The organism is Novosphingobium sp. BL-52-GroH, assembly GCF_044813085.1.
In the GTDB taxonomy this organism is placed as follows: Bacteria; Pseudomonadota; Alphaproteobacteria; order Sphingomonadales; family Sphingomonadaceae; genus Novosphingobium.
Map to the genome: position 1 here is coordinate 1907614 of NZ_CP171152.1, position 26581 is coordinate 1934194.

Consider the following 26581-nt stretch of genomic DNA (forward strand, 5'->3'; position numbering starts at 1 on the left):
GGCCTGGACCAAGGGCGCGAAAACGAATGCAGCGACAGGGATCGCGAAGGGGAGCAGGCTGGAAATTCGCATCGAACTACCTCCATTGCTTACAGGCTCCGGTATCCTCCGGAGACGGCGCGACGCTAGACCCGAACCTGCGGCGTCGCCATCATGTAGAACACCGATCGCCGCTCAGCTTTCGGCCTCTTCGATTCTGGCCAGCAGGGCCTCGACCTGGACCTGCTGGCCTGCCGCGGCATCGAGTTCGGCCACCGTGCCATCGAACGGTGCGGTCAGGGTGTGCTCCATCTTCATCGCCTCGAGCGTGAGAAGCTTCTGCCCCTTGACCACCGCCTGCCCCGCCACGACCTCGACGGCGATGACCCTGCCCGGCATCGGTGCGAGGATCGCCCCGGAGCCGGCCGCCGCGCCATGCGCACCGTCGCGCCGCCAGGGCGAGAGCAGCCAGGCCTGTCCCTGTTCGGTGACGAGGACGCCCGGCATCGGCTCGTCCACGCCTTCACCGTCGAGTTCGATCTCGATCGTCTCGCCGTCGAGCAGGAACCATGCCGCACGCACGGGTGCAGCATTCAGCCTCAGGCCAGCAGCCAGGGTCGCCGGGACGAGCGACCGTGCAGCCACCCGCAGCGCCTCGGCGGAGGGCACCGGTGGCTCCGCTAACGCCGCTCCGTCGCGGCCGATCAGCCCGGTATCGACCTTGCCTGCGGCGAAGTCGGGATGCTGCAGCGCCTTGACCAGGAACGAGGCGTTCGTACGGACCGGCCAGACGGCGGTATCCTCGAGCATCTCGCCCAGGCGCTCGCGCGCGTCCTCGCGGTCTTCGCCCCAGGCGATGACCTTGGCGATCATCGGGTCGTAGAACGGCGAGACTTCCGCCCCTTCGTAGACGCCGGTATCGATGCGGCCCCCTTCCGCTTCGCCGAACTGCAGCAATTCGAGCCGGCCGATGCTCGGCAGGAAGCCGGTGGCGGGGTCCTCGGCATAAAGGCGCGCTTCCATCGCCCAGCCGTCGATGGTCAGGTCATGCTGCGCCAGCGGGAGCGGCTCGCCACTGGCGACGCGCAATTGCCACTCGACCAGGTCCACGCCGGTGATCGCTTCGGTGACGGGGTGTTCCACCTGCAGCCGGGTGTTCATTTCCATGAACCAGATGCGTTCCGCGTCGAGCGCGCCCGAGCCGTCGGCGATGAACTCGATGGTTCCGGCGCCGACGTAGTCGACGGCTTTTGCTGCACGCACGGCGGCTGCACAAAGGGCCTCGCGAGTGGCGGCATCCATACCCGGCGCGGGCGCTTCCTCGATCACCTTCTGGTGCCGGCGCTGCAGCGAGCAATCGCGCTCGAAGAGGTGGACGACGTTGCCGTGCCTGTCGCCGAATACCTGCACTTCGATGTGGCGGGGCGAGGCGATGTACTTCTCGATCAGGACATGGTCGTTGCCGAACGAAGCCGCCGCCTCGCGCTTGCAAGAAGCTAGCGCATCGAGGAAATCGGCCGGGTCCTCGACCAGCCGCATGCCCTTGCCGCCGCCGCCGGCAACGGCCTTGATGAGCACCGGATAGCCGATCCCGGCAGCCTCTTGCGCGAGGAACGCCGGCTCCTGCTTCGCCCCCATGTAGCCCGGCGTCACCGGCACGCCCGCCTGGGCCATCAATGCCTTGGCGGCGTCCTTGAGCCCCATCGCGGTGATCGAGGACGGGTTGGGCCCGACCCAGATGATCCCGGCGTCGATGACGGCCTGCGCGAATTCCGCGTTCTCGGAAAGGAAGCCGTAGCCCGGGTGGATCGCCTCGGCCCCGGTCTGCCGGGCGGCTGCGAGGATTTTCTCGCCCACGAGGTAGCTCTCGCGCGTGGGCGACGGGCCGATGTGCACCGCCTCGTCGGCCTCGCGCACATGCAGAGCCTGGGCATCGGCGTCGGAATAAACCGCGATGGTGCGGATGCCGAGGGCGCGCGCGGTACGGATGACGCGGCAGGCGATCTCGCCGCGATTGGCGATGAGCAGGGACTGGATCATGGGTGACGCTCCGGGAAGCCGTGGCGGGTGTGCAGCGCGGCTAGCACCGCCTCGATGTCGTTGGCGAAGCCTCCGTCGGCGAAGGCCAGCGCGGGAAGGTTCTGGTTTTCCGCACCCAGCGCCGCGACCACCGCCGTGCGCGGGCGGGGCCAGGGTACACGCACGACCTCGATGTTCGCTGCAAGCTCGGGGAACAGTGCGAGCAGCCCTTCGACCGTCACGCAGTCCTTGCAGTAGAATCGGCGCGGCGCGTACGCAGGGTCGGCATAATCGAAGTCGAGAACAAAAAGACGATCTTTCATGGTCATCGCCATCACATCCGGAACACGCCGAACTGCGGCTTTTCGGCGATCGGCGCTTCCAGGCAGGCGCTGAGTGCAAGTCCAAGCACATCGCGCGTCTGTACCGGATCGATCACGCCGTCATCCCACAGTCGCGCGGTAGCGTAGTAGGGATTGCCTTCGTCCTCGTACTTCTGGCGGATCGGGGCCTTGAAGGCTTCGGCGTCCTCGGCCGTCCACGTCGCGGCATCGCGATGCACCGTCGCCAGCACGCTCGCCGCCTGCTCGCCGCCCATCACCGAGATGCGCGCGTTGGGCCAGGTGAACAGGAAGCGCGGGTCGTAGGCACGCCCGCACATGCCGTAGTTGCCCGCGCCGAACGAGCCGCCGATCAACACCGTCAGCTTCGGCACTTGCGCGGTGGCGACCGCGGTGACCAGCTTGGCGCCGTGCTTGGCGATACCTTCCGCCTCGTACTTGCCGCCGACCATGAAGCCCGAGATGTTCTGCAGGAACAGCAGCGGAATTCGGCGCTGGCAGGCCAGTTCGATGAAGTGCGCGCCCTTCTGTGCGCTCTCGGAGAACAGCACCCCGTTGTTGGCGAGGATCGCCACCGGCAGCCCGTGGATATGCGCGAAACCGCAGACCAGCGTGGAGCCGTAGAGCGCCTTGAATTCGTGGAATTCCGAACCGTCGACGATCCGCGCGATCACCTCGTGCACGTCGTAGGGCGCGCGCACGTCCTCCGGGACGATCGCGTACAACTCCTCTGCCGCGTACTTTGGCGGCCGCGCCGCGCGCACGGGGAGGTCGTGGCGGTGCGCCGGGCCGAGGTGGCTGACGATGTCTCGCACGATGGTCAGCGCGTGCTGGTCATCTTCGGCCAGGTGGTCTGTGACGCCCGACTTGCGCGAATGCAAGTCGCCGCCGCCCAGATCCTCGGCGGAGATCACCTCGCCCGTGGCGGCCTGCACCAAGGGCGGTCCCGCCAGGAAGATCGTGCCCTGTTCCTTGACGATCACGCTCTCGTCGCTCATCGCCGGGACATAGGCGCCGCCGGCCGTGCACGATCCCATGACGCTGGCGATCTGCGGGATGCCCGCCGCGCTCATCTGCGCCTGGTTGAAGAAGAAGCGGCCGAAGTGGTCGCGGTCGGGGAAGACCTCGGCCTGGTTGGGCAAGTTGGCGCCGCCGCTGTCGACGAGGTAGACACAGGGCAGGCGGTTGGCCTGGGCGATCTCCTGGGCGCGGATGTGCTTCTTGACGGTCAACGGGAAGTAGGTCCCGCCCTTCACCGTCGCATCGTTGGCGAAGACCATGCACTGGCGGCCCGAAACACGCCCGATTCCGGCGATCAGGCCGGCACCGGGGACTTCGTCGCCATAGAGGCCGTTCGCCGCGAGCTGGCCGATCTCGAGGAAGGCCGAACCTGCATCGAGAAGACGCTCCACCCGGTCCCGCGGAAGCAACTTGCCCCGCGAAATGTGCCGCTGGCGCGAGCGCTCGTCCCCGCCCATCGCCGCCCTGGCAACGCGCGCGCGCAACTCGGCGGCGAGCGCGCGATTGTGGGCATCGCGCGCCTTGGCCTCGGGGCCGTCGAGGTTGACATTGGTCTGCAGGACCGGCGCGCTCATTCCTCTTCCTTCCGTTCAGGCGGCGGCATTGGCCTGCCTTTGGATTTGTAGCGTCTATCTAACAAGCTGCATGCGGGAGCGGAAATTGAAATTTTTCGCGTCTTGCCATAGACACGGCCTATGATCGACCAGTACCTCCTGCGCTATTTCCTGGCCGTCGCCGAAACCGGCAGCTTCAGCCGTGCCGCCCGGCGAGTGAGCGTCACGCAGCCCACGCTGTCTTCGGGCATCGCCAAGCTGGAGCGCGAACTGGGCGCCCGCCTGTTCGACCGCGACCGCAAGGGCGTGGCCCTCACCCCGGCGGGCAGCCGCTTCCTGGTCCGCGCCAGGCGGATCGCAGCGGAGTACGAACACGCCCTGGTGGAACTGGGCGAAGTCACCGACCCCACCTTGCTGCGCATCGGGGTGCTGAACACCATCCCCACCCGCCTCGTCGAGGAATGGCTCACCCGTCATCGCGCGCTCGGGTCCGGCGAGGCGCTGGAAATACTGGACGGGACGGAACGCGACATCGGGGACCGGCTGGAACGCGGTCGCATCGACATCGCGCTCACCGTCGTGCGGCCGCACCACGCGCGCTTTAATCCCGAGGTTCTCGCGCGCGAACGCTACATGATGGTGCTACCCCCCGATCACCCCCTCGCCGGCGAAAGCGAAGTTCTCGCCGAACAACTGGCACGCGATCGCATGGCGCTGCGCCGCCACTGCGAGGCCCTGCCCGAGATCAATCGGTTCTTCGTAGAACGCGGCGTGCGGCCGCGCTTCGTGCTCAAGACCACCAGCGACGAACGCACCCTCGCGATCGTGCGCAGCGGAGCCGGGATCGGCATGATGCCCGAATGCTTTGCGCAAGGGCCCGAGCGCTTCGTGCCGGTGCGCGACTTCGAACTGGTGCGCGAGGTGGGTCTTCTCCATGCTGGCGAAATCCATGTCGGGCAGGCCCGTTCGAGTCCGTTCATCGCACTGGTGAAGGAGCACTACCGCCAGTCGGGCACGCCGCCGCCGATCGCCGCGGAACTCCCTGCTCCCGCCGGCCGTTATCTGCGCGAAGGAGATTTCCCATGATCGAACGTCCCGACGACCTCGCGCCGGAAACCGTGAACGACGAACAGGAAGAGGAAGAAACCCAGGCCCAGTCCGTCGCCGATCAGGCCAGGGGTCGCACCGCGACCGACGCCGGCCTGACCGCCACGAAGAAGGCCAAGGGGGGTATCCGGGACGAGGACGATGTCGAGGATCTCGTTGACCACATGAACCAGATGGACACCAGCGGCACCATCGACATGTCCGCCTACGACGGCGAGGAGACGATGGACGATCTCGAAGGCCGCTACGGCAGGGGCAATGCGGCGGACGAGGAGTTTGCCGACGACGACAGCTGAGCTTGACGCCAACGGCCGTGGTCCGCGCATGCGCGGACCACGGGGCAGACGTCAGGCGCGAGCTTGCCGGCAGCCATCGGCAGCTAGCGGCCGGTCGATAATCGGGCGACGCTCTGCCAGCGCCCCTGGTCGAGCCGGGACGACGGCTAGTTACGGTCCTGAGGCTTCAACGCCGCGAGGACCTGCTGCGCCGCCTTGTTCTCATCCTGCGAACTGTCATCATCCGATGAAGGGATCGAGCAATAGGCGGTCAACAGCACGCCGGCCGACCAGAACAGCGCATTCCAGCGACTGCGGAAAACGGTGGTGATCTTGGGACCAATCATGCCCGTCACCATACCCGCCTGTCGTTAAAGTTCGGTGCCTGCCTCGCGCTTGAGATCGTAGAGGATTTCCAGCGCGTCGCGCGGGGCCAGCGCATCGACGTCCATGTCGCGCAAGCGATCGCGCAAGGTGTCGCACTCGGCCTCCCGGGTTACCTGGGCAGCGGCGAAAAGCGGCAGGTCGCCGAGGCCCGCCGCAAGGCCACCGGTTTCAGCGCGACCCTTCTCCAGCTTTTCCAATACCGACTTCGCCCGGCTGATGACCTTGGGCGGTACGCCCGCCAACCGCGCGACGGCGAGGCCGTAGCTGCGGTCCGCCGGGCCGTCCGACAGCTCGTGCAGCAGGACGAGATCGCCCTTCCACTCACGGGCGCGGACGTGGTGGAGCGAGAGCGCCTCGCACGTCTCGGCCAGCCGGGCGAGTTCGTGGTAGTGGGTGGCGAACAGGCAGCGACAGCGGTTGGTCTCGTGCACCGCCTCGGCCACCGCCCAGGCCAGCGCGAGGCCGTCGTAAGTCGAGGTGCCGCGCCCCACTTCGTCGAGGATCACGAAGCTGCGGTCCGTCGCCTGCGCGAGAATGGCGGCTGTCTCCACCATCTCCACCATGAAGGTCGAGCGCCCGCGGGCGAGGTTGTCGGACGCGCCGACGCGGCTGAACAGGCGGTCGACCAGGCCGATCCGCGCCGACTTGGCAGGCACGAAGCCGCCAGCCTGCGCCAGCAACACGATCAGCGCGTTCTGGCGCAGGAAGGTCGATTTACCGCCCATGTTGGGTCCGCCGATCAGCCACAGCCGGTCGTGGCTGGCGAGGCGGCAATCGTTGGCGACAAAGCGCTCGCCCTGAGCTTTGAGCGCCGCCTCGACGACGGGGTGCCGCCCGCCCTCGATATCGAGCGAGATACCGTCCACCACTTGCGGCCGGGTCCAGCCGCCCTCGGCCGCGCGTTCGGCCTGTCCGGCGGAGACGTCGATGCGGGCGAGCGCGGCGGCGGTGCGGGCGATCGACTGGCGCGCGGCGATGGCCTCAGCCACCAGTGTCTCGAAATGCGCTTCCTCGGCGGCGAGGGCATGGCCGCCGGCTTCGGTGATGCGCGCCGCTTCCTCATGGAGGGCCAGCGCGTTGAACCGCATGGCGCCCGCCATCGTCTGGCGGTGCGAGAAGCCGCTGTCGGGCTCGAGCAGCTTGTCGGCATGGCGCTGGGCCACCTCGATGAAGTAGCCCAGCACATTGTTGTGCTTGATCTTGAGCGAGGCGACGCCGGTTTCCTCGCGGTACTTTGCCTCCAGCGCGGCGATCGCGCGGCGCGCGTTGCCCGACATGACGCGCAATTCGTCGAGCGCGGCGTCGTAGCCGCCGGCGATGTAGCCGCCCTGCCCGCGCTCGGTCGGCGGGGTTTCCACCAGTGCGCGGGCGAAGTGGTCGACTAGTGCGCCATGCCCGCCGAGTTCCGGCAGGACCCGTTCGAGCAGCACCGGCAGGCCGTCCATCACCGCCAGCCGCTCGCCGATCCGGCGCGCGCCCGAAAGGCCGTCGCGCAGTTGTCCAAGGTCGCGCGGCGAGCCGCGTCCCGCCACCACCCGACCCAACGCTCGGCCGACGTCGGGCAGCGCCCGCAACGCGGCACGCAAGTCCTCGCGCAGCAAAGCATCGCCGTGGAGCCACTCGACCAGCTCCAGCCGCTCCGCGATGGCGAGGCGATCGGTCAGCGGGGCGGAGAGATCGTCGGCCAGTTGCCGCGCGCCGGCACCGGTCACGCAGCGGTCGATCGCGTCGATCAGGCTGCCCTTGCGCCCGCCGGTGGAGGCTTCGAGGATTTCCAGGCTGGCGCGCGTCGCCTCGTCCATGGCGAGGGCCGCATCGCCGGACCGCGCCTCGGGCGGCAGCAGCAGCGGCAGCTTGCCGCGCCCGACATGGTCGAGATAGGCGATCAGCCCGCCCACCGCAGCCAGCATCGGCCGGGTGAAGGCACCGAATCCGTCGAGCGTGGCGACGCCGTGCACCAGTCTGAGCCGTGCCTCGCCGCCGTCCGAGGAGAACTCGTGCGCCGATCGCGCGATCGCGGTTTCCGGAGCATCCTCCCAGCCGTCCGGCACCACCAGTTCGCTCGCGCCCAGACGCGCCAGCGCCGCCGCCAGCCGCTCGGGCGGGCATTCCTCCAGTTCCATGCGACCGGTGGAAATGTCGCAGGCGGCGATGCCTACCCTGCCGCGCACTTCGCAGGCGGCGGCAAGCACGTTGGCGCGGCGTGGTTCGAGCAGCGCCTCCTCGGTCAGCGTGCCGGCGGTGACGAAACGTACGATGTCGCGCGCGACCAGCGCCTTGTAGCCGCCGCGCTTCTTCGCTTCGGCGGGTGTCTCCACCTGCTCGGCGATGGCGACGCGGCAACCGGCCTTGATGAGGCGGGCAAGGTAGCCCTCGGCCGCATGGACCGGCACGCCGCACATCGGGATCGGCTGGCCCAGGTGCTCGCCCCGCGTCGTCAGGGCGATATCGAGGACCTGGCTCGCGGTCTTCGCGTCCTCGAAAAACAGTTCGAAGAAGTCGCCCATGCGGTAGAACAGGAGGCAGTCGTCCGCGACCTCGCGCAAGGCGAGGTATTGGGCCATCATGGGAGTCGCGCCGGAAGTCATGCCATCCGCGTTAGCGGCGCACCTGGCATTTTGGAAAGCGGGTAGGACATCCTTTCCCCTATCGCGTCGCTCCGAGATTCGTTACGGCGCCAAGCAAATCCGGGGAGATATCACTTGTCCGAGAAGTCCAAGGTCCAGTTCACCGAACGCGAAGCGCTGTTCTACCACAGCACCATCCGTCCGGGTAAGATCGAGATCATCGCCAGCAAGCCGATGGCGACGCAGCGCGATCTCAGCCTCGCCTATTCCCCCGGCGTCGCCGTGCCGGTTCAGGCCATCGCCGACGATCCCGCGACCGCCTACGACTACACCGCCAAGGGCAACCTCGTCGCCGTCATCTCGAACGGCACCGCGATCCTGGGCATGGGCAACCTCGGCGCGCTGGCCTCCAAGCCGGTGATGGAAGGCAAGGCCGTCCTGTTCAAACGCTTCGCCGACGTCGATTCGATCGACATCGAGCTGGCCAGCGAGGACACCGAGGCGCTGATCGAGGCCATCGCGATGATGGAACCCAGCTTCGGCGGCATCAACCTGGAAGACATCAAGGCACCCGAGTGCTTCATCATCGAGCAGGCGCTGCGCGAGCGGATGAAGATCCCGGTCATGCACGACGACCAGCACGGGACCGCGATCATCGCCGCCGCAGGGCTTATCAACGCCTGCCTCATCACCGGCCGCAAGCTGGATGAAGTCAAGGTCGTGGTGAACGGCGCCGGCGCCTCGGCGCTGGCCTGCACTTCGCTCATCAAGTCGATGGGCGTGCGCCACGAGAACGTCCTCGTCTGCGACACCAAGGGCGTGATCTATCCGGGCCGTGAGCGGGTCGACCAGTTCAAGTCCGCCCACGCGGTCGCCACCGATCGCCGCACCCTGGCGGAAGCCATCGTCGGCGCGGACGTGGTCCTGGGCCTCTCGGCCAAGGGCGCGATCACGCAGGACATGGTCAAGCAGATGGCGCCCGAGCCGATCATCTTCGCGATGGCAAACCCGGACCCCGAGATCACCCCGCCCGAGGCCAAGGCAGTGCGCCCCGACGCGATCGTCGCAACTGGCCGCTCGGACTATCCCAACCAGGTCAACAACGTCCTGGGCTTCCCCTTCATCTTCCGCGGCGCGCTCGACGTGCGGGCGACCGCGATCAACGAGGAGATGAAGATCGCCGCCGCCACCGCCATCGCCGAGCTGGCCCGCGAACAGGTGCACGAGGACGTCGCGGCGGCCTACGGCGGCGAGACGCAGGCATTCGGGCGCGACTACATCATCCCCGCGCCGTTCGACCCGCGCCTGATGGAAGTGGTGCCGATGGCCGTCGCCAAGGCGGCGATGGACTCGGGCGTGGCGCAGAAGCCGATCGAGGACTTCGAGGCCTATCGCCACGAGCTCAAGGCGCGCCTCAACCCGACCACCTCGGTGCTCACCCGCGTCTACGAGCAGGTCAAGGCCAACCCCAAGCGGGTGATCTTCGCCGAGGCCGACAACGAAGTCGTCCTGCGCGCCGCGATCCAGTACCGCGATTTCGGCTATGGCGAACCCGTGCTGGTCGGCCGCACTCAGGTCATACTCGACAAGATGGCCGAGCTGGGCGTGCCCAATCCGGAAAGCTTCACGATCGAGAATTCGATGGTGTCCGACCACGTCGAGCCGATGGTGGAGATGCTCTACGAGCGTCTTCAGCGCCGCGGTTTCCTCAAGCGCGACGTGCAGCGCATGGTCAACACCGACCGCAACATCTTCGCCTCCGGCCTGCTCAAGCTGGGCGTGGGCGATGCCATGGTCACCGGCATGACCCGCCCCTTCGCGCAGTCGATGAAGGAAATACGCCGCGTTCTCGACCCGGCGCAAGGCAAGCTGCCTTTCGGCATCCACATGCTGGTGGGCAAGAACCACACGGTCTTCATGGCCGACACCACCATCAACGAGCGCCCCTCGGCCGAGGAACTCGCGGTCATCGCGACGGAGACGGCCGTCGTCGCCCGCAAGCTCGGCCACGAACCGCGCGTGGCGTTCCTCAGCTACTCGACCTTCGGCAACCCGGCGGGCAAGTGGCTCGACAGCACCCGCGAGGCGATCCACATCCTCGACCACCAGCAGCCGGACTTCGAATACGAAGGCGAGCTGGCTCCCGACGCCGCGCTGAACCCGAAGGTGATGGCTCTCTACCCGTTCAGCCGCCTGTCGGCCCCGGCCAACGTGCTCATCATGCCGGGCCTGCAATCGGCCAACATCTCGGCCAAGCTGCTGCGCGAGATCGGCGGGACCACCACCATCGGCCCAATGCTGCTCGGCATGGAAAAGCCGGTGCAGATCGTCCCGATGACCGCCATCGCGCCCGACGTGCTGACCAGCGCCGTGCTGGCAGCCGCCGGGATCACGGGCTGACGCAAGGCCTCGTGGCAGGACGCAGGGACCATCGCCCCTGCGTCCTGCCGATCAATCGAGGAAGTTCACCAGCGACATCGAACTGAGCTGCGAGAATACCGAATAGCTCGCCTGCAGAATCGTCTGGCGCTGCGTTATGTCGATGGCGACCTGCCCTAGATCTGCGTCCTCCACCGAACCGATCACTTGCGTCATCAGGTCGATGCGGCCCTGCGCACGGTCGCCCAGCGTTTCCACTTGCGCCTGCTTGCGACCGTTGCTCGCGTTGACCGAGCGTACCTGGGTGATGCCCGCGTCAAGCAGGTCGAGCGCGTCGGTGATCGCCTGCTTCTGGTCGTCGGTCAGCGTCTCGCCGAACGGCCCGGCCTCGGCCAGCGCGCGGAAGGCAGGGATCAGCTTGCCGGCCACGTCGCTGGCACCGATGCCGTATTGCACGTCGACCCCGTCGCCGGCGCGGGTCGACTGGCGCACGGAGTCGTTCCCGAAGGCATCTGCCGCATCCAGGCCGACGGTGTCTTCGAGCGCCTTGGGCAGGAACGGCGTGTCGGCCGTCTGCGAACCCGCGAACAGGGGCACTCCTGCCTCCTTGGCATTGAGCGAGGAGCGCAAATCCGAGAAGGCGCTTTCGATCATGTCCTGCAGGCCCGGCGAATTGCCGGTGCCGACAGCGCTGAACAACTCCTCGCGCAAGTCCGACAGCGAGCCGTCGATCTCCTCGAGGTTCGCCTGGTAGAGCGAAAGCGTGGTGGAGACGCGGGAGATGCTCGTCTTGTAGGTCTCCTGCGTCGCCAGCATCGAGCGTGCCGACAGCGTGCGCACGGCATCGAGGCCGAGCCCGGCATAGTCCGAGACCTTCTTCTCGGTGGCGAGCTGGAGCTGGCTGGCGGCAAGGCTCTGCTGCGAGCGCTGGATGGCGTTCGAAAGCGTCGTCTGCAAGGGCACGGTGGCTACGCGGGTCATCCGGAAGTCCTCACAGCATGTTCAGCAGGGTGTCGTACATCTGCGAGGCGGTGGTCATTACCCGTGCGCTGGCGGAGTAGCTGTTCTGCAGCACGACCATCTGCGCCAGCTCCTCGTCGATGTTGACGCCCGAGTACGAATCGCGCCGGTCGACCGTATCGCTCAGCCGCGCCGAGGCATCGTCGGCGGCGGTCTGGGCGAGCGAGGCCTGGGAGCCCGCGGTGCCGAGCAGGCGGTTGGCGAACATCGCCACCGTAGCCCTGCCGTCCTTGCCGAAATCGGTGCTGGCGGCGAGGGCGTCGACGAAGGCGTTGGCGCCCCGGATGTCGCCCGCGCCGATCGCCTTCTCGCCCACTGCGGCGTCCAGTTGCAGGCGGGCTAGGGGAAGGCCGGTGGTGGCGTTGAGGATCGTCGCAGGCACCGCCGCCGAACCCAGGCCGCTGGCCGCGCCGGTCAGGCCCGAAAGCGCCGAGAACGACAGCCCGGTGCCGTAGCGGTCGGTCGAGTCCGCCGGGATCGAGATCGTCGATCCGGCGGCTGCGGTCTTGGCCGAGAAGGCCACACGACCGCGATCGTCGAGCGCGAACGTGCCGAAGCTGCCGAGCGAACCGGCGTTCAACTGATCGATCGCGTTGCCCCAGGTGGCGCCCGTGGCGCCGGTCAGGGTCTGGCTGGCGAGGACCTTGCCCGAAGCATCGCGCAGGACGATCTGCGCCGTCTCGCCGTCGCCGAAGCCGAGCGGATCGGATTCGGTGAAGCCCGAAGGCGCCAGCGCGCTGTCATCCGAACGGATCAGGTTGTTGAGGCCGAAGAATTGGGAGAAGCCCACCCCGGCGCGGTCGCTGGGCGTGTCCGCATCCTGTGCAACGGCCACGCCGTTGGCGCTGGAGGCAGCGGCGATGGAGAGCACGCCGTCGGCGAAGCTGGCGCTGCCCGCGGGCGAGAGGCCCCCGTTGATCGCCGCCACCGCATCGTCGACCGTGGCATCGGGGCCGAGGGCGTCGAAATCGACAGTGGTCGTGGCCACCAGCGTCCCGTCGCTGGCCACGACCGCGAACGTCGCCTTGCCGGTGAAGCCGAGCCGGTCGGTCCCGGCGAGGCCGTTGGCCTGCCCGGTCAGGGTCTGCGGCGGGGGCATCGTGGTGCCCTCGTTGGCGACTTTGTTCAGCGTTTCGGCAAGGCCGGTGAAAAGTTGCCCGAGTTGTTCCGAGAAGTTGGGCAGCACGCGGTCGCGCATGTCGAGCAGCCCGCCCAGCTTGCCACCGACGGCAGTGGAATCGATCTTCTCGCCGGTCGACGCGCCCGTCGAGCCGTCGGCGTTGGCGAACCGGATGTCGATGGCCGCGTAAGTCGCCTGCGCGGTGGCGCCGCCCGTGGCGTAGCTGAGCTGGCGCAGGCGCTTGTCGAGCAGCACCTGGCCAGAGGCGGTGTCGATGGTGACGCGCCCGTCGGGCTGCTCGCGCACGCTCACGTCGACCAGACCGCTGAGTTCCTCGAGCGCCGACATGCGCTCGTCCGAAGGACCCGATGTGGTGAGGCCGAGACCCTGCAGCCGCGAGACTTCGCCGTTGAGGTCGTGGATCTTGGCCAGCAGCACGTTGACGCGCCCGACGGTGTCGGAAACCTCGCTCTCGACGTCGGCCTGGAGGCCGGCGACGTCGTTCTGCAACCCGCTGAGCGTATCGATGGTGTCCGAGACGGTGCCGGTGAACTGTGCGATCGCCTCGGCCGAACCCTGCAGCCCGGCGATCTCGGAAACCGAGCTGGAAATCGCCGTCAGCCGCGCCGCCAGCCCGGAAGCGCTGTCGGGAGCGCCGAGCAGCGACTGCAGGCGATCAAGATAGTTCGCCGCGGCCTCGGTCCGCCCGGCGGTGCCGGCGCGGCTGTAGACCGCGTTTTCCAGGAACTTGTCGGCCACGCGCGCCGGTTCGCCGACGACCACGCCGTTGACGTTGCCACCCGCCACCGACGCGCTCTGCGCCAGCTTCTGCCGCGCATACCCGGGGGTGTTGACGTTCGCGATGTTGGTCGAGACCGTCTGCATCCCGGCCTGCGAGGCCGCGAGCCCCGACATCGCGGAACTGAGGATCGAGTTGATGGACACCGTTCAGCGCGCCTTCGCGATTAGCGCTTCAGGTTGCTGACTTCCTGGAGCATGTCGTCGACCGTGGTGATGATCTTGGACGAGGCGGAATAGGCGCGCTGGAACAGGATCATGTTCGAGAACTCGGCCGCGAGGTCGACGTTGGAGGCTTCGAGCATGCCGGCCGAAATCGTGCCGCCGCCGACGAGGCCGGGCTCGTTGATGGCGACATTGCCCGAATCCTGCGACACCAGATAGGCGTTGCCGCTGATCCGGGTCAGCCCGTCCGGGTTCTGGAACGTGGCGATCGGGAGTTGGTAGATCGCACGCGAGGTGCCGTCGTCAAACACCGCGCTGACCACGCCGGTGTCGGAGATCTTCACCGAGGCGACCGTGCCCAGCATGCCGCCGTCGACGGTCGAGGACAGCAGCGCGGAGGTGCTGCCGAACTGGGTCAGCCCGTCGAGCCCGGCATTGGCGCCCAGATCGAGGCTGATCGGCGTGGAGGCGGCGCCATTGGACCAGGCGATGTCGAGATCCGAGAACAGCGACTGCGCCGTGCCCAGGTTCAGGCTGCCATCGGCATTGAAACTGACCGTGCCAGTGGCCAGCAGGCCACTGGTGACCGCCTGCCCGCCCACGCTGGTAATGTCTGCGGGGTCGCCCGAAATCTCTGCCTGCCAGGTGTTTGCGGCGGTCTTCACGAACGAGAAGTTCAGCGTGTGCGAGGTGCCTTGCGCGTCATAGACCTCGACCGAGCGGGAGAACTGGGGCGTCACGGTCCCGGCGGTCATGTCGCCCGCCGTATAGGAAGCGACCGGGTCGGCGGTGGAATCGAGGTTCGCGCGCAGCTGGATCGCGGTGGTGGGCGTCGCCGCACCGGTCAGCGCGTTGGGCCGGATCGGCTGCAGCGAGGCCTCGCTGCCGTTGTTCACGTAAGTGCCGTTCGCGTCGAGCGGCCAGCCCATCAGGTAGTAACCCGAGGTATTGCGCAAGTAGCCGGAAGAGTCGGTCGTGAACGAGCCCGCGCGGGTATAGGCCGTCGCGCCGTCCGCGTCGGCGCTGGTGCGCACGACGAAGAAGCCGGCACCGTCGATGCCGATGTCGGTCAGGCTGCTCGACGCCTGCAGGAGGCCCTGCTTGGAGATCAGCGCCTTGGGCGTCGCCGCGACGCCGCCGGCGGAATAGCTGCTGGTCAGGCTGCCGCCGTTGACCAGCGATTCGAACTGCGCCGACGTGCCCTTGTAGCCAACGGTGTTCACGTTGGTGATGTTGTCCGCGACCGTGGCCATGGCGCTCGACTGCGCACTGAGACCGGAAACACCGGCATAGAGAGCGGAATAGAGGCTCATGTTCATTCTCCTGGGCGGCGGGATGCGGACCGGACACAGGTATTGTAGGATGAAACCGCGCAGGCCGGATCGCGCCTGCGCAGGAAAAATTTCGAAAGGTCCGCGGCAAAATTTGCCCACCCGCGAGCGGGGAGGCCGCTTTCCATCCTATAATGGGGCGTCTCGAAGGGGCTTTTGGACATGACGCTTCGTATTTCGCTTCGCAATGGCGAGCCGGTCATCGTGAACGGTGCCGTCCTGCGCGCGGTGGGCCGCACCGACCTCGTTCTCGAAAACACCGCGACGATCCTGCGCGGGCGCGAGGTGATGAAGCCGCAGGACGCCGACAGTCCCGCCAAGCAGCTCTATTTCGCGTGCATGATGGCCTACATCGACCCGGCCGACATCGCCCGGCATCAGCAGCTCCTGCTCGAACGCCTGGAGGCGCTGCTCTCGGCGTTGGAATCGCCCGAGGCGAAATCGGTGTGCGTGCGCTTCGCCGAGAAAGTGGGAACGGGGCAGTTCTACCAGGCGCTGGCCGAATGTCGCTGGCTGATCGGCTACGAGGCGGATGCGCTGGCGCGCATACCCGCCGCCGCTGCGCCGACCGCCTGAAAGTCGGCCAAGCGGATGCGCAGCGCCCGGGGCCGTTTGTCCACGAGCGGGACCTCTCCCACGAAGCTCCCCGCCGCCCCCGCGCCTATCCGTTCGTCAAAAGGACGCGCCACCCCATGACCCGCCTCGCCGCCGCCGCCGCGGGATTGCGCATGCTGGCGCCGGACCAGCGCTATGGCCGCGTGGTGGCCGTGCGCGGGGCGCTGATCGAGGTCGACGGGCTGGCCGGCGCGGCACGGATCGGCTCGCGCGTCACGCTACGCTCGCACGCCGGCACGGTTGAGGCGGAAGTGATCGGGCTCGACCACGGCATCGCCCATTGCATGCCGTTCCACGAGCCCGAGGGCATCGCCTCGGGATCGCGCGCGGACCTGTCGGCCGGGCAGAGCGGCATCCGCCCCTCGCGCGGATGGCTCGGCCGGGTGGTCGACGGGCTCGGCCGGCCGGTGGACGGCAAGGGACCGCTCCCCCTGGGTCCTGTGCAGCGGCGCATCAAGGCCGCGCCGCCGCCCGCCTCCGCCCGCGCGCGGGTCGGCGCGCGGATCGAGACAGGGGTGCGCGCGCTCGACTTGTTCGCGCCGCTGTGCCGGGGGCAGCGGCTCGGCCTGTTCGCGGGATCGGGCGTCGGCAAGTCTACCCTCCTGTCCATGCTGGCGCGCTGGACCGAATGCGACGTCGCGGTGATCGGCCTGATCGGCGAGCGTGGGCGCGAAGTACAGGAATTCATCCAGGACGACCTTGGCGAAGAGGGCCTGGCGCGCAGCGTCGTGGTCGTCGCCACCTCGGACGAGCCCGCACTGCTGCGCCGACAGGCCGCCTGGACGACCCTCGCCGTCGCCGAGCATTTTCGCGACGAGGGCTCCGAAGTGTTGTGCCTGATGGATTCGGTCACGCGCTTCGCCATGGCCCAGCGCGAGATCGGCCTCGCCGCTGGTGAACCGCCCGCCACCAAGGGCTACACGCCGACCGTCTTCGCCGAACTGCCGCGCCTGCTCGAGCGCGCCGGCCCCGGTCTCGCGGCAGGAGATGGCTCCGGACAGGGCGCGATCACCGGCCTGTTCACCGTCCTCGTCGATGGCGACGACCACAACGAGCCGGTGGCCGACGCGGTACGCGGCATTCTCGACGGCCACGTCGTCATCACCCGCCAGATCGCCGAGCGCGGGCGCTATCCCGCGATCGACGTCCTGCGCTCGGTCTCGCGCACGCTGCCGCATTGCTTGCCCGAGGACGACAACGCAGTGCGCCTCGCCGCCCGGCGCGAGCTGGCGACGTGGAAGGACATGGAAGAACTGGTCCGCCTGGGGGCGTATCGCGCCGGGGCCAGCGCCGAGGTGGACCGCGCCGTCGCGCTGGCGCCGCGCATCGAGGACCTGCTGCGGCAGGACCAGCGGACCCGCAGCTTCGCTGCGCAGGACTTCGCCGCGCTGTCGGCCATTCTTGCCGGAGAACCCGCATGAAGACGCCTTACGATGCCGCTCTGCGCATGCGCCAGCGCGAACTGGACGACGTGAGTACCGCCATCCGGAACGAGGCCGGCACGCTTGGCGAACTCGAGCGCGAGCGGGTGCGGGTGCAGGCTGCGTTGCGGGCCGAGGCGGAACTTGCCGCTGGCGATCACGCCCTGTGCTCGCCCGCATGGCAGGGGCGGATGCGCGGGCAGCGCCGCGATCTCGGCACCTTGCAGGCCCAGGCCCAGGCACGGGTGGACCGGCTGCGCGACGCTGCTATCGATGCCTACGGCACCTTGCGCGGCATCGAGACGGCGGCCGACGACTATCGCCGCGACGCCGCCCGCGTGCAATCCGCGGCGGAACGGTCGACCAGCGACGATCTCAGCGCCGCCGCGTTCGTCCGGGCAGTGCGCGCCGCCCGCCGCGAGCGTCCGCGATGATCGAGGCGACTCCAGGCGCGAACCTGAACGCGGCCGGATTGACGCCGGAGCAGAAGGCCAGCCTCATCTACAACGAGGCCCACAGCGAGCTTTCCGGCCGGCTCTGGCGCGCCGCGCTGGGTTCGTTGGACGGCGACGAACCCGCGCAGCCGGTCCAGGCGAATACGCTCGGCCAGGCGGCGATGGAACAAGGCGGACCGCTCGGCCTCGATCGGCTGCTGGCGCTGCTCGATCCCGAAGCGCAGCCGATTGCGACGACCGCACAAGCTCCGGCAGCAACGCAAACCGAAAGCGAAGTCGCGGCGCCCGACGCCACAACGGCGTCGCTGGCGATGCAGGACGGGCCGAACGCCCGCTATGCGCAGATGCTCGATGCCGCCGCCGCCCGCACCGGGGTGCCGGCCAGCGCCCTTGCCGCGATCGTCGATGCGGAGGCGGCCAAGGGCCCCGGGGGGACATGGCAGCCCTATTCGCGCAATTCCCGGTCCAGCGCGGCGGGGCTCGGCCAGTTTCTCAACGGCAGTTGGGAAGGCGAGGCCGAACGCGCCGGAACCTGGCTCAACACCACCGCGCAGGCCAACGGGTGGCTGAATGCCCAAGGGCAGGTCAAATCCGAAAGCCGAGGTGCATTGCTGGCGCTGCGCTACGACCCGCGCGCCTCGATCGAGACCGTCGCCGACTATGCCAGCGCCAATCTCCAGGCGCTGCGCAGGTCGGGAGTACGGATCGGCGAGGACGTGTCGGACGTCGCGCGCGCGGCCTATCTCGGCCACCATCTGGGCCTGGGCGACGCCCGGCGCTTCCTCGCCGGAGCGCTCGAACCGGAACGTGCGCGCAAGCTGCTGGGCGCGCAAGTTGGCGGCACCGATGCCCAGCGCCGCATCGCGCAGGCGGGCGGGGCCGTCGCCGCGCACCGCACATGGCTCCTCGACTACGTGGACCGCCATGTACGGCCGGACAGGTTCGCGTAGTCCGGCCGCATCACCCGTGGCTCCCTACTTCCGCCGGTAGCGGAAGTACCAGACCTCGTGCCCGTAGACCGTACGGGCCTTGGTCTCGTAGCGCGTTTCCGGCCAGCCGCCCGGCCGAACCTGGAAATCGCGTGGCTTCTCGCAAAGCCATTCGAACTGGTCGGTGTGCCGCTGCATCACCATCAGCGCATGGCGTACGTAGACCGCGTGATCGGTGCCGAAGCGGAACTCGCCACCGGGCTTGAGTTTGGCCGCGAACATGTCGACCGGGCCGTCGTTCATCATCCGGCGCTTGGCATGGCGCGCCTTGGGCCAGGGGTCCGGGTGGAGGAGGTAGAGGAACGAGAGCGATCCGTCGGGGATGCGCGCCAGCACTTCGAGCGCGTCGCCATGGTGGATGCGCACATTGCCGATCGGCGGATGCTCGCCATTGTCGCCGCTGACGTGGAGCAAGGCCTGCGCCACGCCGTTGAGGAACGGCTCTGCACCGATGAAGCCGTGATCGGGCAGCATGTCGGCGCGACCGGCCATATGCTCGCCGCCGCCGAAGCCGATCTCGAAGTGGAGAGGGCGATCGTCACCGAACAGCACCTGCGACGTGATGGGTCCCGCTTCGGGCATGGCGATGCGGGGGAGCAGGTCGTCGACGAGGCCCTGTTGCCCCGCGCGCAGGGGCTTTCCCTTGGCGCGGCCGTAGAGGCGGTTGAGCGTGGTCGGATCACCGGATTTGTGTGCCGTCATGGCGGGCGCCACTGGCACTCATGGGCGCGCCGGTCAATCTCCCGCAAAGTTGCGCGGCGCAACTCGCTTCGCCAAATTGCCAATTGCCACCGGCGCGCTCGGCCTGCTTAACCGGCAGGAATGCTGCGTGCCATCTTCCTGCTCCTCGCCTGCCAGCTTTCCGGCGAGGCGATCCACCGCCTGACCGGCCTCGCCCTGCCGGGCGCCGTGATCGGCATGGTCCTGCTCGTCGCGTGGCTGGCGCTGGTTCCGCGCGAAAGGCCGATACTGACGGAGGTGACCGGCTGGCTGACCGCACACCTTGCCGTGATGTTCGTGCCCGCCGCCGTAGGCCTGATCGACGAAGGTGCGGTAATGTCGCGATATGGGCTCGGCTTGGTGGTCGCCACCGTGGTTTCCACCCTGCTGACGCTCGCCGTCACCGCACTGGTCTTCCGCCTGTCGCTTGCCCGATTCGCACCGGAGGACCCGGCGTGAGCGAAGTCGCTCTACTCGCCACCCCGCTGTTCTGGCTGACTGTAACGCTCGGCGTGTTCGAAGCGTTCGACACGGCGTCGAAGCGCAGCGGGCGCCATCCGCTGTGCCACCCGGTGCTGTGGGCGACACCGGTTCTGATCGCCCTGCTGCTGACGACCGGGACGCCTTATGCGACCTACCGGACAGCGACCCTGCCGCTCAGCTTCCTGCTCGGGCCGGCGGTGGTGGGACTGGCAGTGCCGATCTGGGCGGAGCGGCTGCGCATCCGTCGCCTGGCTTTGCCGATCGCGCTGGCCTTGGGAGCGGGGGCGGTAACGTCGATCGTCAGTGCCGTGGGCATCCTGGCGCTGTTCGGAGCCCCGGCCGAAATCCTCGCCTCGATCGCGCCACGCGCGACGACGACCCCGGTCGCGATGTCCATTGCCGGACAGTTGGGCGGGATTCCCGCGCTCGCGGCCGTGATCGTGCTGTTTGCAGGCGTCGTCGGCGCGATGGCCGGGACACCGCTGCTCAATGCGCTGCGTATCCGCGACTACCGCGCCCGCGGATTGGCGATGGGCGTGGCGGCCCACGGCATCGGCGCCGCACGGGCGTTCCAGGTGGATGCGACGGCCGGAGCGATGGCGAGCCTGGGCATGGCGCTCAATGCGGTGATGACGGCAACGCTGCTTTCGATCGTGGCGCTATCGATCTGACTGCGTCCGGCCTGGACGGAACCGCCATGGCGACACTCGTAAAAGCAAGAACGGCCCGCCCCTCGCGAGGGCAGGCCGCCTTTCCTGCAAGGGGTGCAGGGGTCTGTAGGGTCAGGCCGCCTCGGCCGCCTCGTCCGGATCGCGCAGGACGTAACCGCGTCCCCACACCGTCTCGATGTAGTTGGCGCCGCCGCAGGCGTGAGCGAGCTTCTTGCGCAGCTTGCAGATGAAGACGTCGATGATCTTCAGTTCGGGCTCGTCCATGCCGCCGTAGAGGTGGTTCAGGAACATTTCCTTGGTCAGCGTGGTGCCCTTGCGCAGCGAAAGCAGCTCGAGCATCGCGTATTCCTTGCCGGTCAGGTGCACGCGGGCGCCATCGACTTCAACCGTCTTGGCGTCGAGGTTGGTGACCAGCTTGCCGGTGCGGATGACCGACTGCGAGTGACCCTTCGAACGGCGCACGACGGCATGTATGCGGGCGATCAGCTCCTCGCGGTGGAACGGCTTGGTCACGTAGTCGTCCGCGCCGAAGCCGAACGAGCGGACCTTGCTATCCATTTCCGAGATGCCCGACAGGATCAGCACCGGCGTCTGCACCTTGGCGACTCGCAGCTTCTTGAGCACGTCGTAGCCGTGCATGTCGGGCAGGTTGAGGTCGAGCAGGATGATGTCGTAATCATACAGCTTGCCCAGATCGAGGCCTTCCTCGCCAAGATCGGTCGAATATACGTTGAAGCCTTCCGCCGTCAGCATCAGTTCGATGGCACGGGCCGTGGTCGGTTCATCCTCGATCAGCAGCACTCGCATGGGTCAGTGTCCCTTCTTGCCCCTGTGCCCGCTCGGTGCTCTCGCGACCTTTACGGACCTTGCCGTGTATTAACCATATGACCAATGATGGTTAAAGGTTAATTTGCCGTAAACACAGGAAAACCCCTTAACTCATTGCAAGGGTTCGACCTGGCTCATGGCACGCGAACCGCGCCATTGCATACGATAACGGCGAATGCTGGTTAATGTTAAGGATCGAGGGTCACAAAACGCAAACGATTTGAGACGCCGCGAAATGGGCTTTGCGCATCGCCCTGCCCTGAAATGCGCCCTTTCGCCCATTTTCAGGCGATTTTGGGACGAGCCGGGATTCAGCCCGTGGTGACCGCGCGGACCTGCATCTTGCGCGGCCCACGCCCTGCCCGGGCCTCGGGCTGCGAGATGCGCTTGAGGTAGCTCCACAGACCGCACTGCAGGCCGATCAGCATCAGGATGAAGGGCTGGAAGGCGATTCCGACGAACAGCGAGCCGAACAGGTAGACGACCTGCGCCAGTTGCAGCGCCACGGCGAGCGGCGCGACCCATGCCTCGTCCGGCCCGGTGCGGTCCTTCCACCGGCGGCGAATCAGTTCCATCTGCACGAGGCCGGAGATCTGCAGCGTCAGCCACAGCGCGAGGCCCGGATAGCCCTGCTCGCCCAGCATCTCGAAGTAGCTTGAATGGAACGCGCGGCCTTCCTCGACCACCCGGCTGCGCGAGATCGTCACGTTGCTGCCGCTCGTCTGGCTGGAGACGGTGTCGTATTCCACCCTGCTCGACATGTAGACTTCGAAGCCGCCGCCCAGCGGATGCTGCTTCGCATAGCCCATCGTCCACTTCCACACGCCGAGTCGCGTTCCCGCCGACTTGTCGGACTGGTGGTTCTCGATCGTGTTCATGCGCGAGAGGTACGAGGCCGGCAGGAACGGAACCGCGAGGACCGGCACCAGGGCCATCCCGAGCATGATGAGGATGCGGTGCTTCGAGGTCCTCAGGTACAGCACCGCGAGGATGCCGAGGCAGATGAGGCCCGTGCGCGCCTGCGTTCCCACCGGGATCAGCGCGCAGGCGAAGACCAGGGCGATGGTGAAGCCCCAAACCCGCCAGTCAGGCGGGAAGATCGTGCCGTGGCGGGCCAGCCAGATCGCCACCGGAATCAGCGCGACGGCGACGCACGAGATGATCGAGCCCTCGTAGAGCCCCGTGTTGTTCTCGACGAAAATGACCAGCGACCCGTAGCCGCCGCCGCCCATCGCGGTCTTGATCCCGCCGTCGATGATGAGCGCACTGGCCGACAGCACCATGCACAGCGCCACCGCTTCGATTCGCAGGCGCGTGCGCAATGTCAGGGGCAGGAAGATCGCGAAGACCAGTGCCTTCCACACCCAGGCCCACTTGGTCAGGGCCTCGACCGGATAGTCGGCACGCAGCGTGGTCACGCCGCAGTACACAAGCAATGCCACCAGCAGTCCCTGCCGCCAGGTGAAGCGCGAATCGCGCTTGTCGTCGAACACCAGCCAGCCCAGGAACGCCGCCGCGAACGCGATCAGCGAAGTGGGCATCTGCGTCAGGAAACCCCACGAGATGATCTGCGGCGCGACGATGTCGACGTAGAGATAGCACAGCACCCAGATGAACGGGCGCTTGAAGCCAAGCAGGATGAGGCAGGCGAAGAAGCTGGTGAGCGCGAGGTTAATCATCGCCGCCCACCGGTTCGTCTTCCGGCCGCCGCCCGGTCTTCATCACCACCCGGCCACGTCGATTCGCGCCCAGGCCGGCACGCTCCGAAGCTTCGCCACGCGTTTCCACGTCGAGGTCCGTCCGCCATACCAGTCGCCAGGCGGCGAGGAGCAGCAGTCCGTGCGACAGGGCAAGGGCAAGGATGTCGACCATCGCGAGCGGCGATAGCAAGCTGGAGTTGACGGCACGTTAAGCGTTGCCAAGCTAGGAAACACGCCATGACCCGCATCCTTCACGTGCTCGACCATTCGCTGCCGATCCACAGCGGCTACACCTTCCGCACCCGCGCGATACTCAAGGCGCAGGCGGCGCTGGGGCTCGAAGTGCGCGGTGTGACCGGTCCGCGCTACAACCCCGACGAGGGCGTGGTCGAGGAACACGACGGCCTGACCTTCCACCGCGCCGGCGGCACCGTCACCGGACTTCCGGGCCTGCGCGAATGGCGCGAGATTGGCCTCTTCGCCGCCGGGATCGAGCGCGTCGTCGAGCAGTGGCGCCCCGACGTGATCCATGCCCACTCCCCCGTCTTGTGCGGCCAGGCAGCGCTGAGAGTGGCACGCAAGCACGGGATTCCGCTGGTCTACGAGATTCGTGCCTTCTGGGAGGATGCGGCCGTCGGCAACGGCACGGGCAGCGAAGGCTCGCTCAAATACCGGCTCACCCGCATGCTCGAAAACCATGTGGTGCGCGAGGCCGACGCGGTGGTGACGATCTGCGAGGGCCTGCGCCGGGACCTCGTCGCGCGCGGCACGCCCGAGGGCAAGATCACCGTCATGCCCAACGGCGTCGACCTCGACCTCTTCGGCAGCCCCCTGCCCCGCGATCCGGAGCTTGCCCGCGAACTGGGCTTCGAGGGTCCGGACGGACCCTGCCCGGTCATCGGCTTCATCGGCAGCTTCTACGATTACGAAGGCCTCGACGTGCTGATCGAGGCGATGCCCGCCCTCGTCGCGCGCCAGCCCGATGCGCGACTGCTCATGGTCGGCGGAGGCCCGCGCGAGGAGGCATTGCGCGCGCAGGCAGCCGCCTCGCCCGCCGCCGCGGCGATTCGCTTCGTCGGCCGGGTGCCGCACCACGAGGTCGACCGCTACTATGCGCTGTGCGACGTCATGGCCTATCCGCGGAAGCGCAGCCGGCTGACCGATCTCGTCACCCCGCTCAAGCCCCTGGAGGCGATGGCGCAGGGCAAGCTCGTCGCCGCCAGCGACGTGGGCGGCCACCGCGAACTCGTATCCGACGGCCGCACCGGCGTGCTGTTCGCGCCCGACGATGCCGCCGCCTGCGCGGATGCGCTCGCACGATTGCTGGAGCAGCGCGAATCGTGGCAGGCCTATCGCAAGGCCGGCCGGGAACATGTCGAAACCCGGCACGATTGGGCCTACAATGCCCGTCGTTATCCTCTCGTTTACCAAATGCTGGCACCACAGTCCGCTCAAACCGGGCTCGAGGCCGCCGCCTGACGCAGGCGACCGCGTCCGTCGCAAGAACAATACGGGGTAAGATCAGTGGCCGAGCAAGAACGCAGGAAAGCAGGCGCAGAGCCGATCAGCCGTCACCCGCTGTTCCCGGCGATCGTGGCACTGTGGTTCGGAGCCCTGTTCGGGCTAGGCAGCATCCTGGTCAGCCCCGCGCTCATCGAGAAAATCGTGCTTTCGCTGGGAATCGACCGCGTGGTGCCGATGGCGGCACCGCCGCTGGGCACCACCATGCGCATCCTGCTCGCCCTCGCGATGACCGGCCTCGGCGCCGTGATCGGCGCCCTCGTCGCGCGCCGCATCGCTCGGCCGGGCCTCGTGCACGAGCGCAGCCGCGCCATCGGCGATTCCTCCGCGGACGAGACGGAGCAGGGCGAAGCGGATACTCTCGCCCCCACCGCCGAATCGCAGCCGGAGCCGGTGGCCCCCGCAAAGCCGGGCCGCATTCCCGGCCGCCGTCGCGCCCTCGCGCTCCATACCGAGGACGACCTGTCCTCCTACGACGACCGCGCGCCGATGCCGGGCCGTGATCCGCAAATCCTCAACGTGGCCGAGTTCGATCTCGATGCCTTCGACGACGTCGAGGCTCCCGCTCCCGCCTTCCGCGCGGCCCCCGTGGCGCACGACGGTGCCGCGACCGAAGAACCCGCCGACCTGCCGGCATGGCTGAACGCCGAATCGGCCTGGCACGAACCTGCCACTTCGCCCACGCCTCCGGGCGCCCAGGTCTTCCAGCAGATCTTCCAGACGCACGTCGATTCCAAGGCCGAAGAACGCCCCGATAGCGAAGTGGAGAACGAAACCGTCGCCGCGACCCCCGCCGGGCCGTTCGGCAGCCGGCTGTTCGAAACCTATTCGCGCGAAATTTCGGCCCGCACGGAAGACGCCGTGCGCTCCGAGCCTGGCTTCCGGCTGCTGCCGCGCCTGCATTCGGGCGGATGGGGCGAGGGTGACGTGCCCGAAGCGCCCGCAGCCGTCGACGCCGCGCCGTTGGAAACCCATTCCGACATCCTCCCGCAGGATGAAGCGTTCGAGGCAGAGCCGACGATCGCACCCGAAACTGCCTTCGCGCACGACGACGAGCCCATGGCTTTCGTTGCCGAAGCAGAGGTCGCCGTCACGCCCTCCACCGACCTCCTCGCCGAAGAGCCTGTAGTTTCGCTCGATCCGCATACCGCCAATCGCATAGCCGAAGCGGACCTGGACCACCTGTCGCCCGTCGAACTGCTCGAGCGTCTCGCCCTCGCCATGGCCCGGCGCCGCGAGCAGGCCCGTCGCGCCGCCGAAGTGATCGCGGCGCCGGTAGCCGTCGAGTTCGCACCGCTGCGCGAAGTGCCTCCGGTTCCAGCCGCCGGCATCGCGCCGACCTTCGAGCGCCTTGCCCCCGCTCCCTTCGCCGCTCCCGCGCCTTTCGCGGCGCCCGTGATCGAAAGCGAAATCGAGGCGCAGGACACGATCGAAACGCCGGTGACGCCGATCGTCCCGGCGGCCCCGATCTTCCCCGAGACCGATGCCGTGCAGGCGATCCCGGCAGGTTTGCGCCCGGTCGGGTTCGACGACTTTGCCGCCGATCACGCCGACGGCGACGCGTTGCCCTCCTACATCCCGCCGCGCCACATCGGCCTGACCTCGATCGACATCGGGTCCGACGAATACCGCGCGGGCGACGCCCATGCCGGCGCCGCGCCGATTGCAGTCGCCACCGACCTCGCGCCCTTCCCCCTGAGCCCTTTCGTCGCGGATGAGGATGTCGAGGACGATACGGCACTGGAGCACGGTTATTCCTCGCTGCTCAACCTCTCGCGCCACGTTGCTCCCCAGCACCGCTTCGTCGAGGTCGAGGAATTCGGGGACGAAGCCGAGTCCGGGGCCGAAGATACGATCCACGATCTTCTCGGCGGGGAAGCACGCGAGGCGGTCCCCTTCTCGCGACCGACGCTCGCCCCTGCGCCATCCCCCGCGACCGGCACCATCGCCGCGGCCCCTGCGGAGCGCCTGTTCGATGCCCCCGGACGCCCCGACCAGGAGGCCACCGAACGGGCCCTCCGCGCCGCTCTCGCCACGCTCCAGCGGATGAGCGGAGCCGCCTGACCGCAGCCGCTCTCGCCCCCGGCCTTCACGAAACCCCGTCCGGAAAACATCC

23 protein-coding genes are annotated in these 26581 nt (G+C 67.9%); 11 read left to right on the plus strand and 12 right to left on the minus strand.

What is annotated here, in order from left to right:
• Positions 1 to 174: 174 nt before the first annotated feature.
• From ACFFDA_RS21790 to ACFFDA_RS21800, 3 genes are read right to left on the minus strand one after another with little or no spacing between them, the layout of a single operon-like run.
• Positions 175 to 2019 carry an acetyl/propionyl/methylcrotonyl-CoA carboxylase subunit alpha gene (locus tag ACFFDA_RS21790; protein ID WP_404479375.1) on the minus strand — a complete coding sequence of 615 codons (1845 nt, stop codon included), beginning with the start codon at positions 2017 to 2019 and terminating at the stop codon, positions 175 to 177.
• The gene (locus tag ACFFDA_RS21795; RefSeq protein ID WP_404479376.1) at positions 2016 to 2321 is read right to left on the minus strand and encodes a DUF3088 family protein; all 306 of its coding nucleotides are present in this window, start codon (positions 2319 to 2321) and stop codon (positions 2016 to 2018) included. The genes ACFFDA_RS21790 and ACFFDA_RS21795 overlap by 4 nt, the downstream gene beginning before the upstream one ends.
• An 11-nt stretch (positions 2322 to 2332) precedes the next feature.
• On the minus strand, positions 2333 to 3934 hold the full coding sequence (locus tag ACFFDA_RS21800; protein WP_404479377.1) for a carboxyl transferase domain-containing protein: 1602 nt from the start codon (positions 3932 to 3934) through the stop codon (positions 2333 to 2335).
• 120 nt (positions 3935 to 4054) lie between these two features.
• Between ACFFDA_RS21800 and ACFFDA_RS21805 the strand changes: the two genes are divergently transcribed.
• Positions 4055 to 4999: a LysR family transcriptional regulator gene (locus ACFFDA_RS21805; protein WP_404479378.1), complete on the plus strand. Its 945-nt coding sequence runs from the start codon at positions 4055 to 4057 to the stop codon at positions 4997 to 4999.
• Positions 4996 to 5316 carry a hypothetical protein gene (locus ACFFDA_RS21810; RefSeq protein ID WP_404479379.1) on the plus strand — a complete coding sequence of 107 codons (321 nt, stop codon included), beginning with the start codon at positions 4996 to 4998 and terminating at the stop codon, positions 5314 to 5316. Before ACFFDA_RS21805 ends, ACFFDA_RS21810 begins: the two co-directional genes overlap by 4 nt.
• A gap of 146 nt (positions 5317 to 5462) precedes the next feature.
• Here the strand turns inward: ACFFDA_RS21810 and ACFFDA_RS21815 are convergent, their stop codons facing one another.
• Both ACFFDA_RS21815 and mutS read right to left on the minus strand, forming a co-directional pair.
• Positions 5463 to 5654, minus strand: coding sequence for a hypothetical protein (locus ACFFDA_RS21815; protein WP_404479380.1), 192 nt, complete (start codon positions 5652 to 5654; stop codon positions 5463 to 5465).
• A gap of 12 nt (positions 5655 to 5666) precedes the next feature.
• Positions 5667 to 8249, minus strand: a complete 2583-nt coding sequence (gene mutS, locus ACFFDA_RS21820) for a DNA mismatch repair protein MutS (protein ID WP_404479381.1) — start codon at positions 8247 to 8249, stop codon at positions 5667 to 5669.
• A 135-nt stretch (positions 8250 to 8384) separates the two neighbouring features.
• Here mutS and ACFFDA_RS21825 point away from each other — a divergent pair, with 135 nt between their 5' ends.
• On the plus strand, positions 8385 to 10649 hold the full coding sequence (locus ACFFDA_RS21825) for an NADP-dependent malic enzyme (RefSeq protein WP_404479382.1): 2265 nt from the start codon (positions 8385 to 8387) through the stop codon (positions 10647 to 10649).
• Between the two features lie 51 nt (positions 10650 to 10700).
• Here ACFFDA_RS21825 and ACFFDA_RS21830 read toward each other — a convergent pair whose 3' ends face one another.
• Genes ACFFDA_RS21830 through flgE form a run of 3 tightly spaced genes read right to left on the minus strand, consistent with a single transcriptional unit; the run spans position 10701 to position 15044 of the window.
• On the minus strand, positions 10701 to 11609 hold the full coding sequence (locus tag ACFFDA_RS21830) for a flagellin (protein WP_404479383.1): 909 nt from the start codon (positions 11607 to 11609) through the stop codon (positions 10701 to 10703).
• 10 nt (positions 11610 to 11619) lie between these two features.
• Positions 11620 to 13713, minus strand: a complete 2094-nt coding sequence (flgK, locus tag ACFFDA_RS21835; RefSeq protein ID WP_404479384.1) for a flagellar hook-associated protein FlgK — start codon at positions 13711 to 13713, stop codon at positions 11620 to 11622.
• A 20-nt stretch (positions 13714 to 13733) separates the two neighbouring features.
• The gene (gene flgE / locus ACFFDA_RS21840; protein WP_404479385.1) at positions 13734 to 15044 is read right to left on the minus strand and encodes a flagellar hook protein FlgE; all 1311 of its coding nucleotides are present in this window, start codon (positions 15042 to 15044) and stop codon (positions 13734 to 13736) included.
• A gap of 180 nt (positions 15045 to 15224) precedes the next feature.
• On the opposite strand from flgE, the gene ACFFDA_RS21845 reads away from it, so the two are divergent.
• The 4 genes from ACFFDA_RS21845 (at position 15225) to ACFFDA_RS21860 (ending at position 18503) form a co-directional block, all read left to right on the plus strand.
• Positions 15225 to 15638 carry a flagellar biosynthesis repressor FlbT gene (locus tag ACFFDA_RS21845; protein WP_404479386.1) on the plus strand — a complete coding sequence of 138 codons (414 nt, stop codon included), beginning with the start codon at positions 15225 to 15227 and terminating at the stop codon, positions 15636 to 15638.
• 116 nt (positions 15639 to 15754) lie between these two features.
• Positions 15755 to 17098 carry a flagellar protein export ATPase FliI gene (gene fliI, locus ACFFDA_RS21850; RefSeq protein WP_404479387.1) on the plus strand — a complete coding sequence of 448 codons (1344 nt, stop codon included), beginning with the start codon at positions 15755 to 15757 and terminating at the stop codon, positions 17096 to 17098.
• Entirely contained in the window at positions 17095 to 17532 is a 438-nt protein-coding gene (locus ACFFDA_RS21855; protein WP_404479388.1) for a hypothetical protein, read from the plus strand. Before fliI ends, ACFFDA_RS21855 begins: the two co-directional genes overlap by 4 nt.
• On the plus strand, positions 17529 to 18503 hold the full coding sequence (locus tag ACFFDA_RS21860; protein ID WP_404479389.1) for a peptidoglycan-binding protein: 975 nt from the start codon (positions 17529 to 17531) through the stop codon (positions 18501 to 18503). The genes ACFFDA_RS21855 and ACFFDA_RS21860 overlap by 4 nt, the downstream gene beginning before the upstream one ends.
• Positions 18504 to 18527: 24 nt before the next feature.
• Here ACFFDA_RS21860 and ACFFDA_RS21865 read toward each other — a convergent pair whose 3' ends face one another.
• Positions 18528 to 19244, minus strand: coding sequence for a tRNA (guanine(46)-N(7))-methyltransferase TrmB (locus ACFFDA_RS21865; protein WP_404479390.1), 717 nt, complete (start codon positions 19242 to 19244; stop codon positions 18528 to 18530).
• 120 nt (positions 19245 to 19364) lie between these two features.
• Between ACFFDA_RS21865 and ACFFDA_RS21870 the strand changes: the two genes are divergently transcribed.
• Both ACFFDA_RS21870 and ACFFDA_RS21875 read left to right on the plus strand, forming a co-directional pair.
• Positions 19365 to 19721 carry a CidA/LrgA family protein gene (locus ACFFDA_RS21870; RefSeq protein WP_404479391.1) on the plus strand — a complete coding sequence of 119 codons (357 nt, stop codon included), beginning with the start codon at positions 19365 to 19367 and terminating at the stop codon, positions 19719 to 19721.
• Positions 19718 to 20416, plus strand: coding sequence for an LrgB family protein (locus ACFFDA_RS21875; RefSeq protein WP_404479392.1), 699 nt, complete (start codon positions 19718 to 19720; stop codon positions 20414 to 20416). Before ACFFDA_RS21870 ends, ACFFDA_RS21875 begins: the two co-directional genes overlap by 4 nt.
• Before the next feature lie 111 nt (positions 20417 to 20527).
• On the opposite strand, the gene ctrA is transcribed toward ACFFDA_RS21875, so the two are convergent.
• The 3 genes from ctrA to ACFFDA_RS21890 all read right to left on the minus strand — a co-directional run bounded on the left by ctrA (position 20528) and on the right by ACFFDA_RS21890 (position 23116).
• Positions 20528 to 21223, minus strand: coding sequence for a response regulator transcription factor CtrA (gene ctrA / locus ACFFDA_RS21880; RefSeq protein ID WP_008832472.1), 696 nt, complete (start codon positions 21221 to 21223; stop codon positions 20528 to 20530).
• A gap of 332 nt (positions 21224 to 21555) precedes the next feature.
• On the minus strand, positions 21556 to 22923 hold the full coding sequence (locus ACFFDA_RS21885; protein WP_404479393.1) for a putative O-glycosylation ligase, exosortase A system-associated: 1368 nt from the start codon (positions 22921 to 22923) through the stop codon (positions 21556 to 21558).
• A complete protein-coding gene (locus ACFFDA_RS21890) occupies positions 22916 to 23116 on the minus strand; it encodes a hypothetical protein (protein ID WP_404479394.1) in 201 nt (66 codons plus the stop codon). The genes ACFFDA_RS21885 and ACFFDA_RS21890 overlap by 8 nt, the downstream gene beginning before the upstream one ends.
• Before the next feature lie 65 nt (positions 23117 to 23181).
• Between ACFFDA_RS21890 and ACFFDA_RS21895 the strand changes: the two genes are divergently transcribed.
• Both ACFFDA_RS21895 and ACFFDA_RS21900 read left to right on the plus strand, forming a co-directional pair.
• Positions 23182 to 24423, plus strand: a complete 1242-nt coding sequence (locus ACFFDA_RS21895) for a TIGR04063 family PEP-CTERM/XrtA system glycosyltransferase (protein ID WP_404479395.1) — start codon at positions 23182 to 23184, stop codon at positions 24421 to 24423.
• 45 nt (positions 24424 to 24468) lie between these two features.
• Positions 24469 to 26529 carry a hypothetical protein gene (locus tag ACFFDA_RS21900; RefSeq protein WP_404479396.1) on the plus strand — a complete coding sequence of 687 codons (2061 nt, stop codon included), beginning with the start codon at positions 24469 to 24471 and terminating at the stop codon, positions 26527 to 26529.
• Positions 26530 to 26581 lie beyond the last annotated feature (52 nt).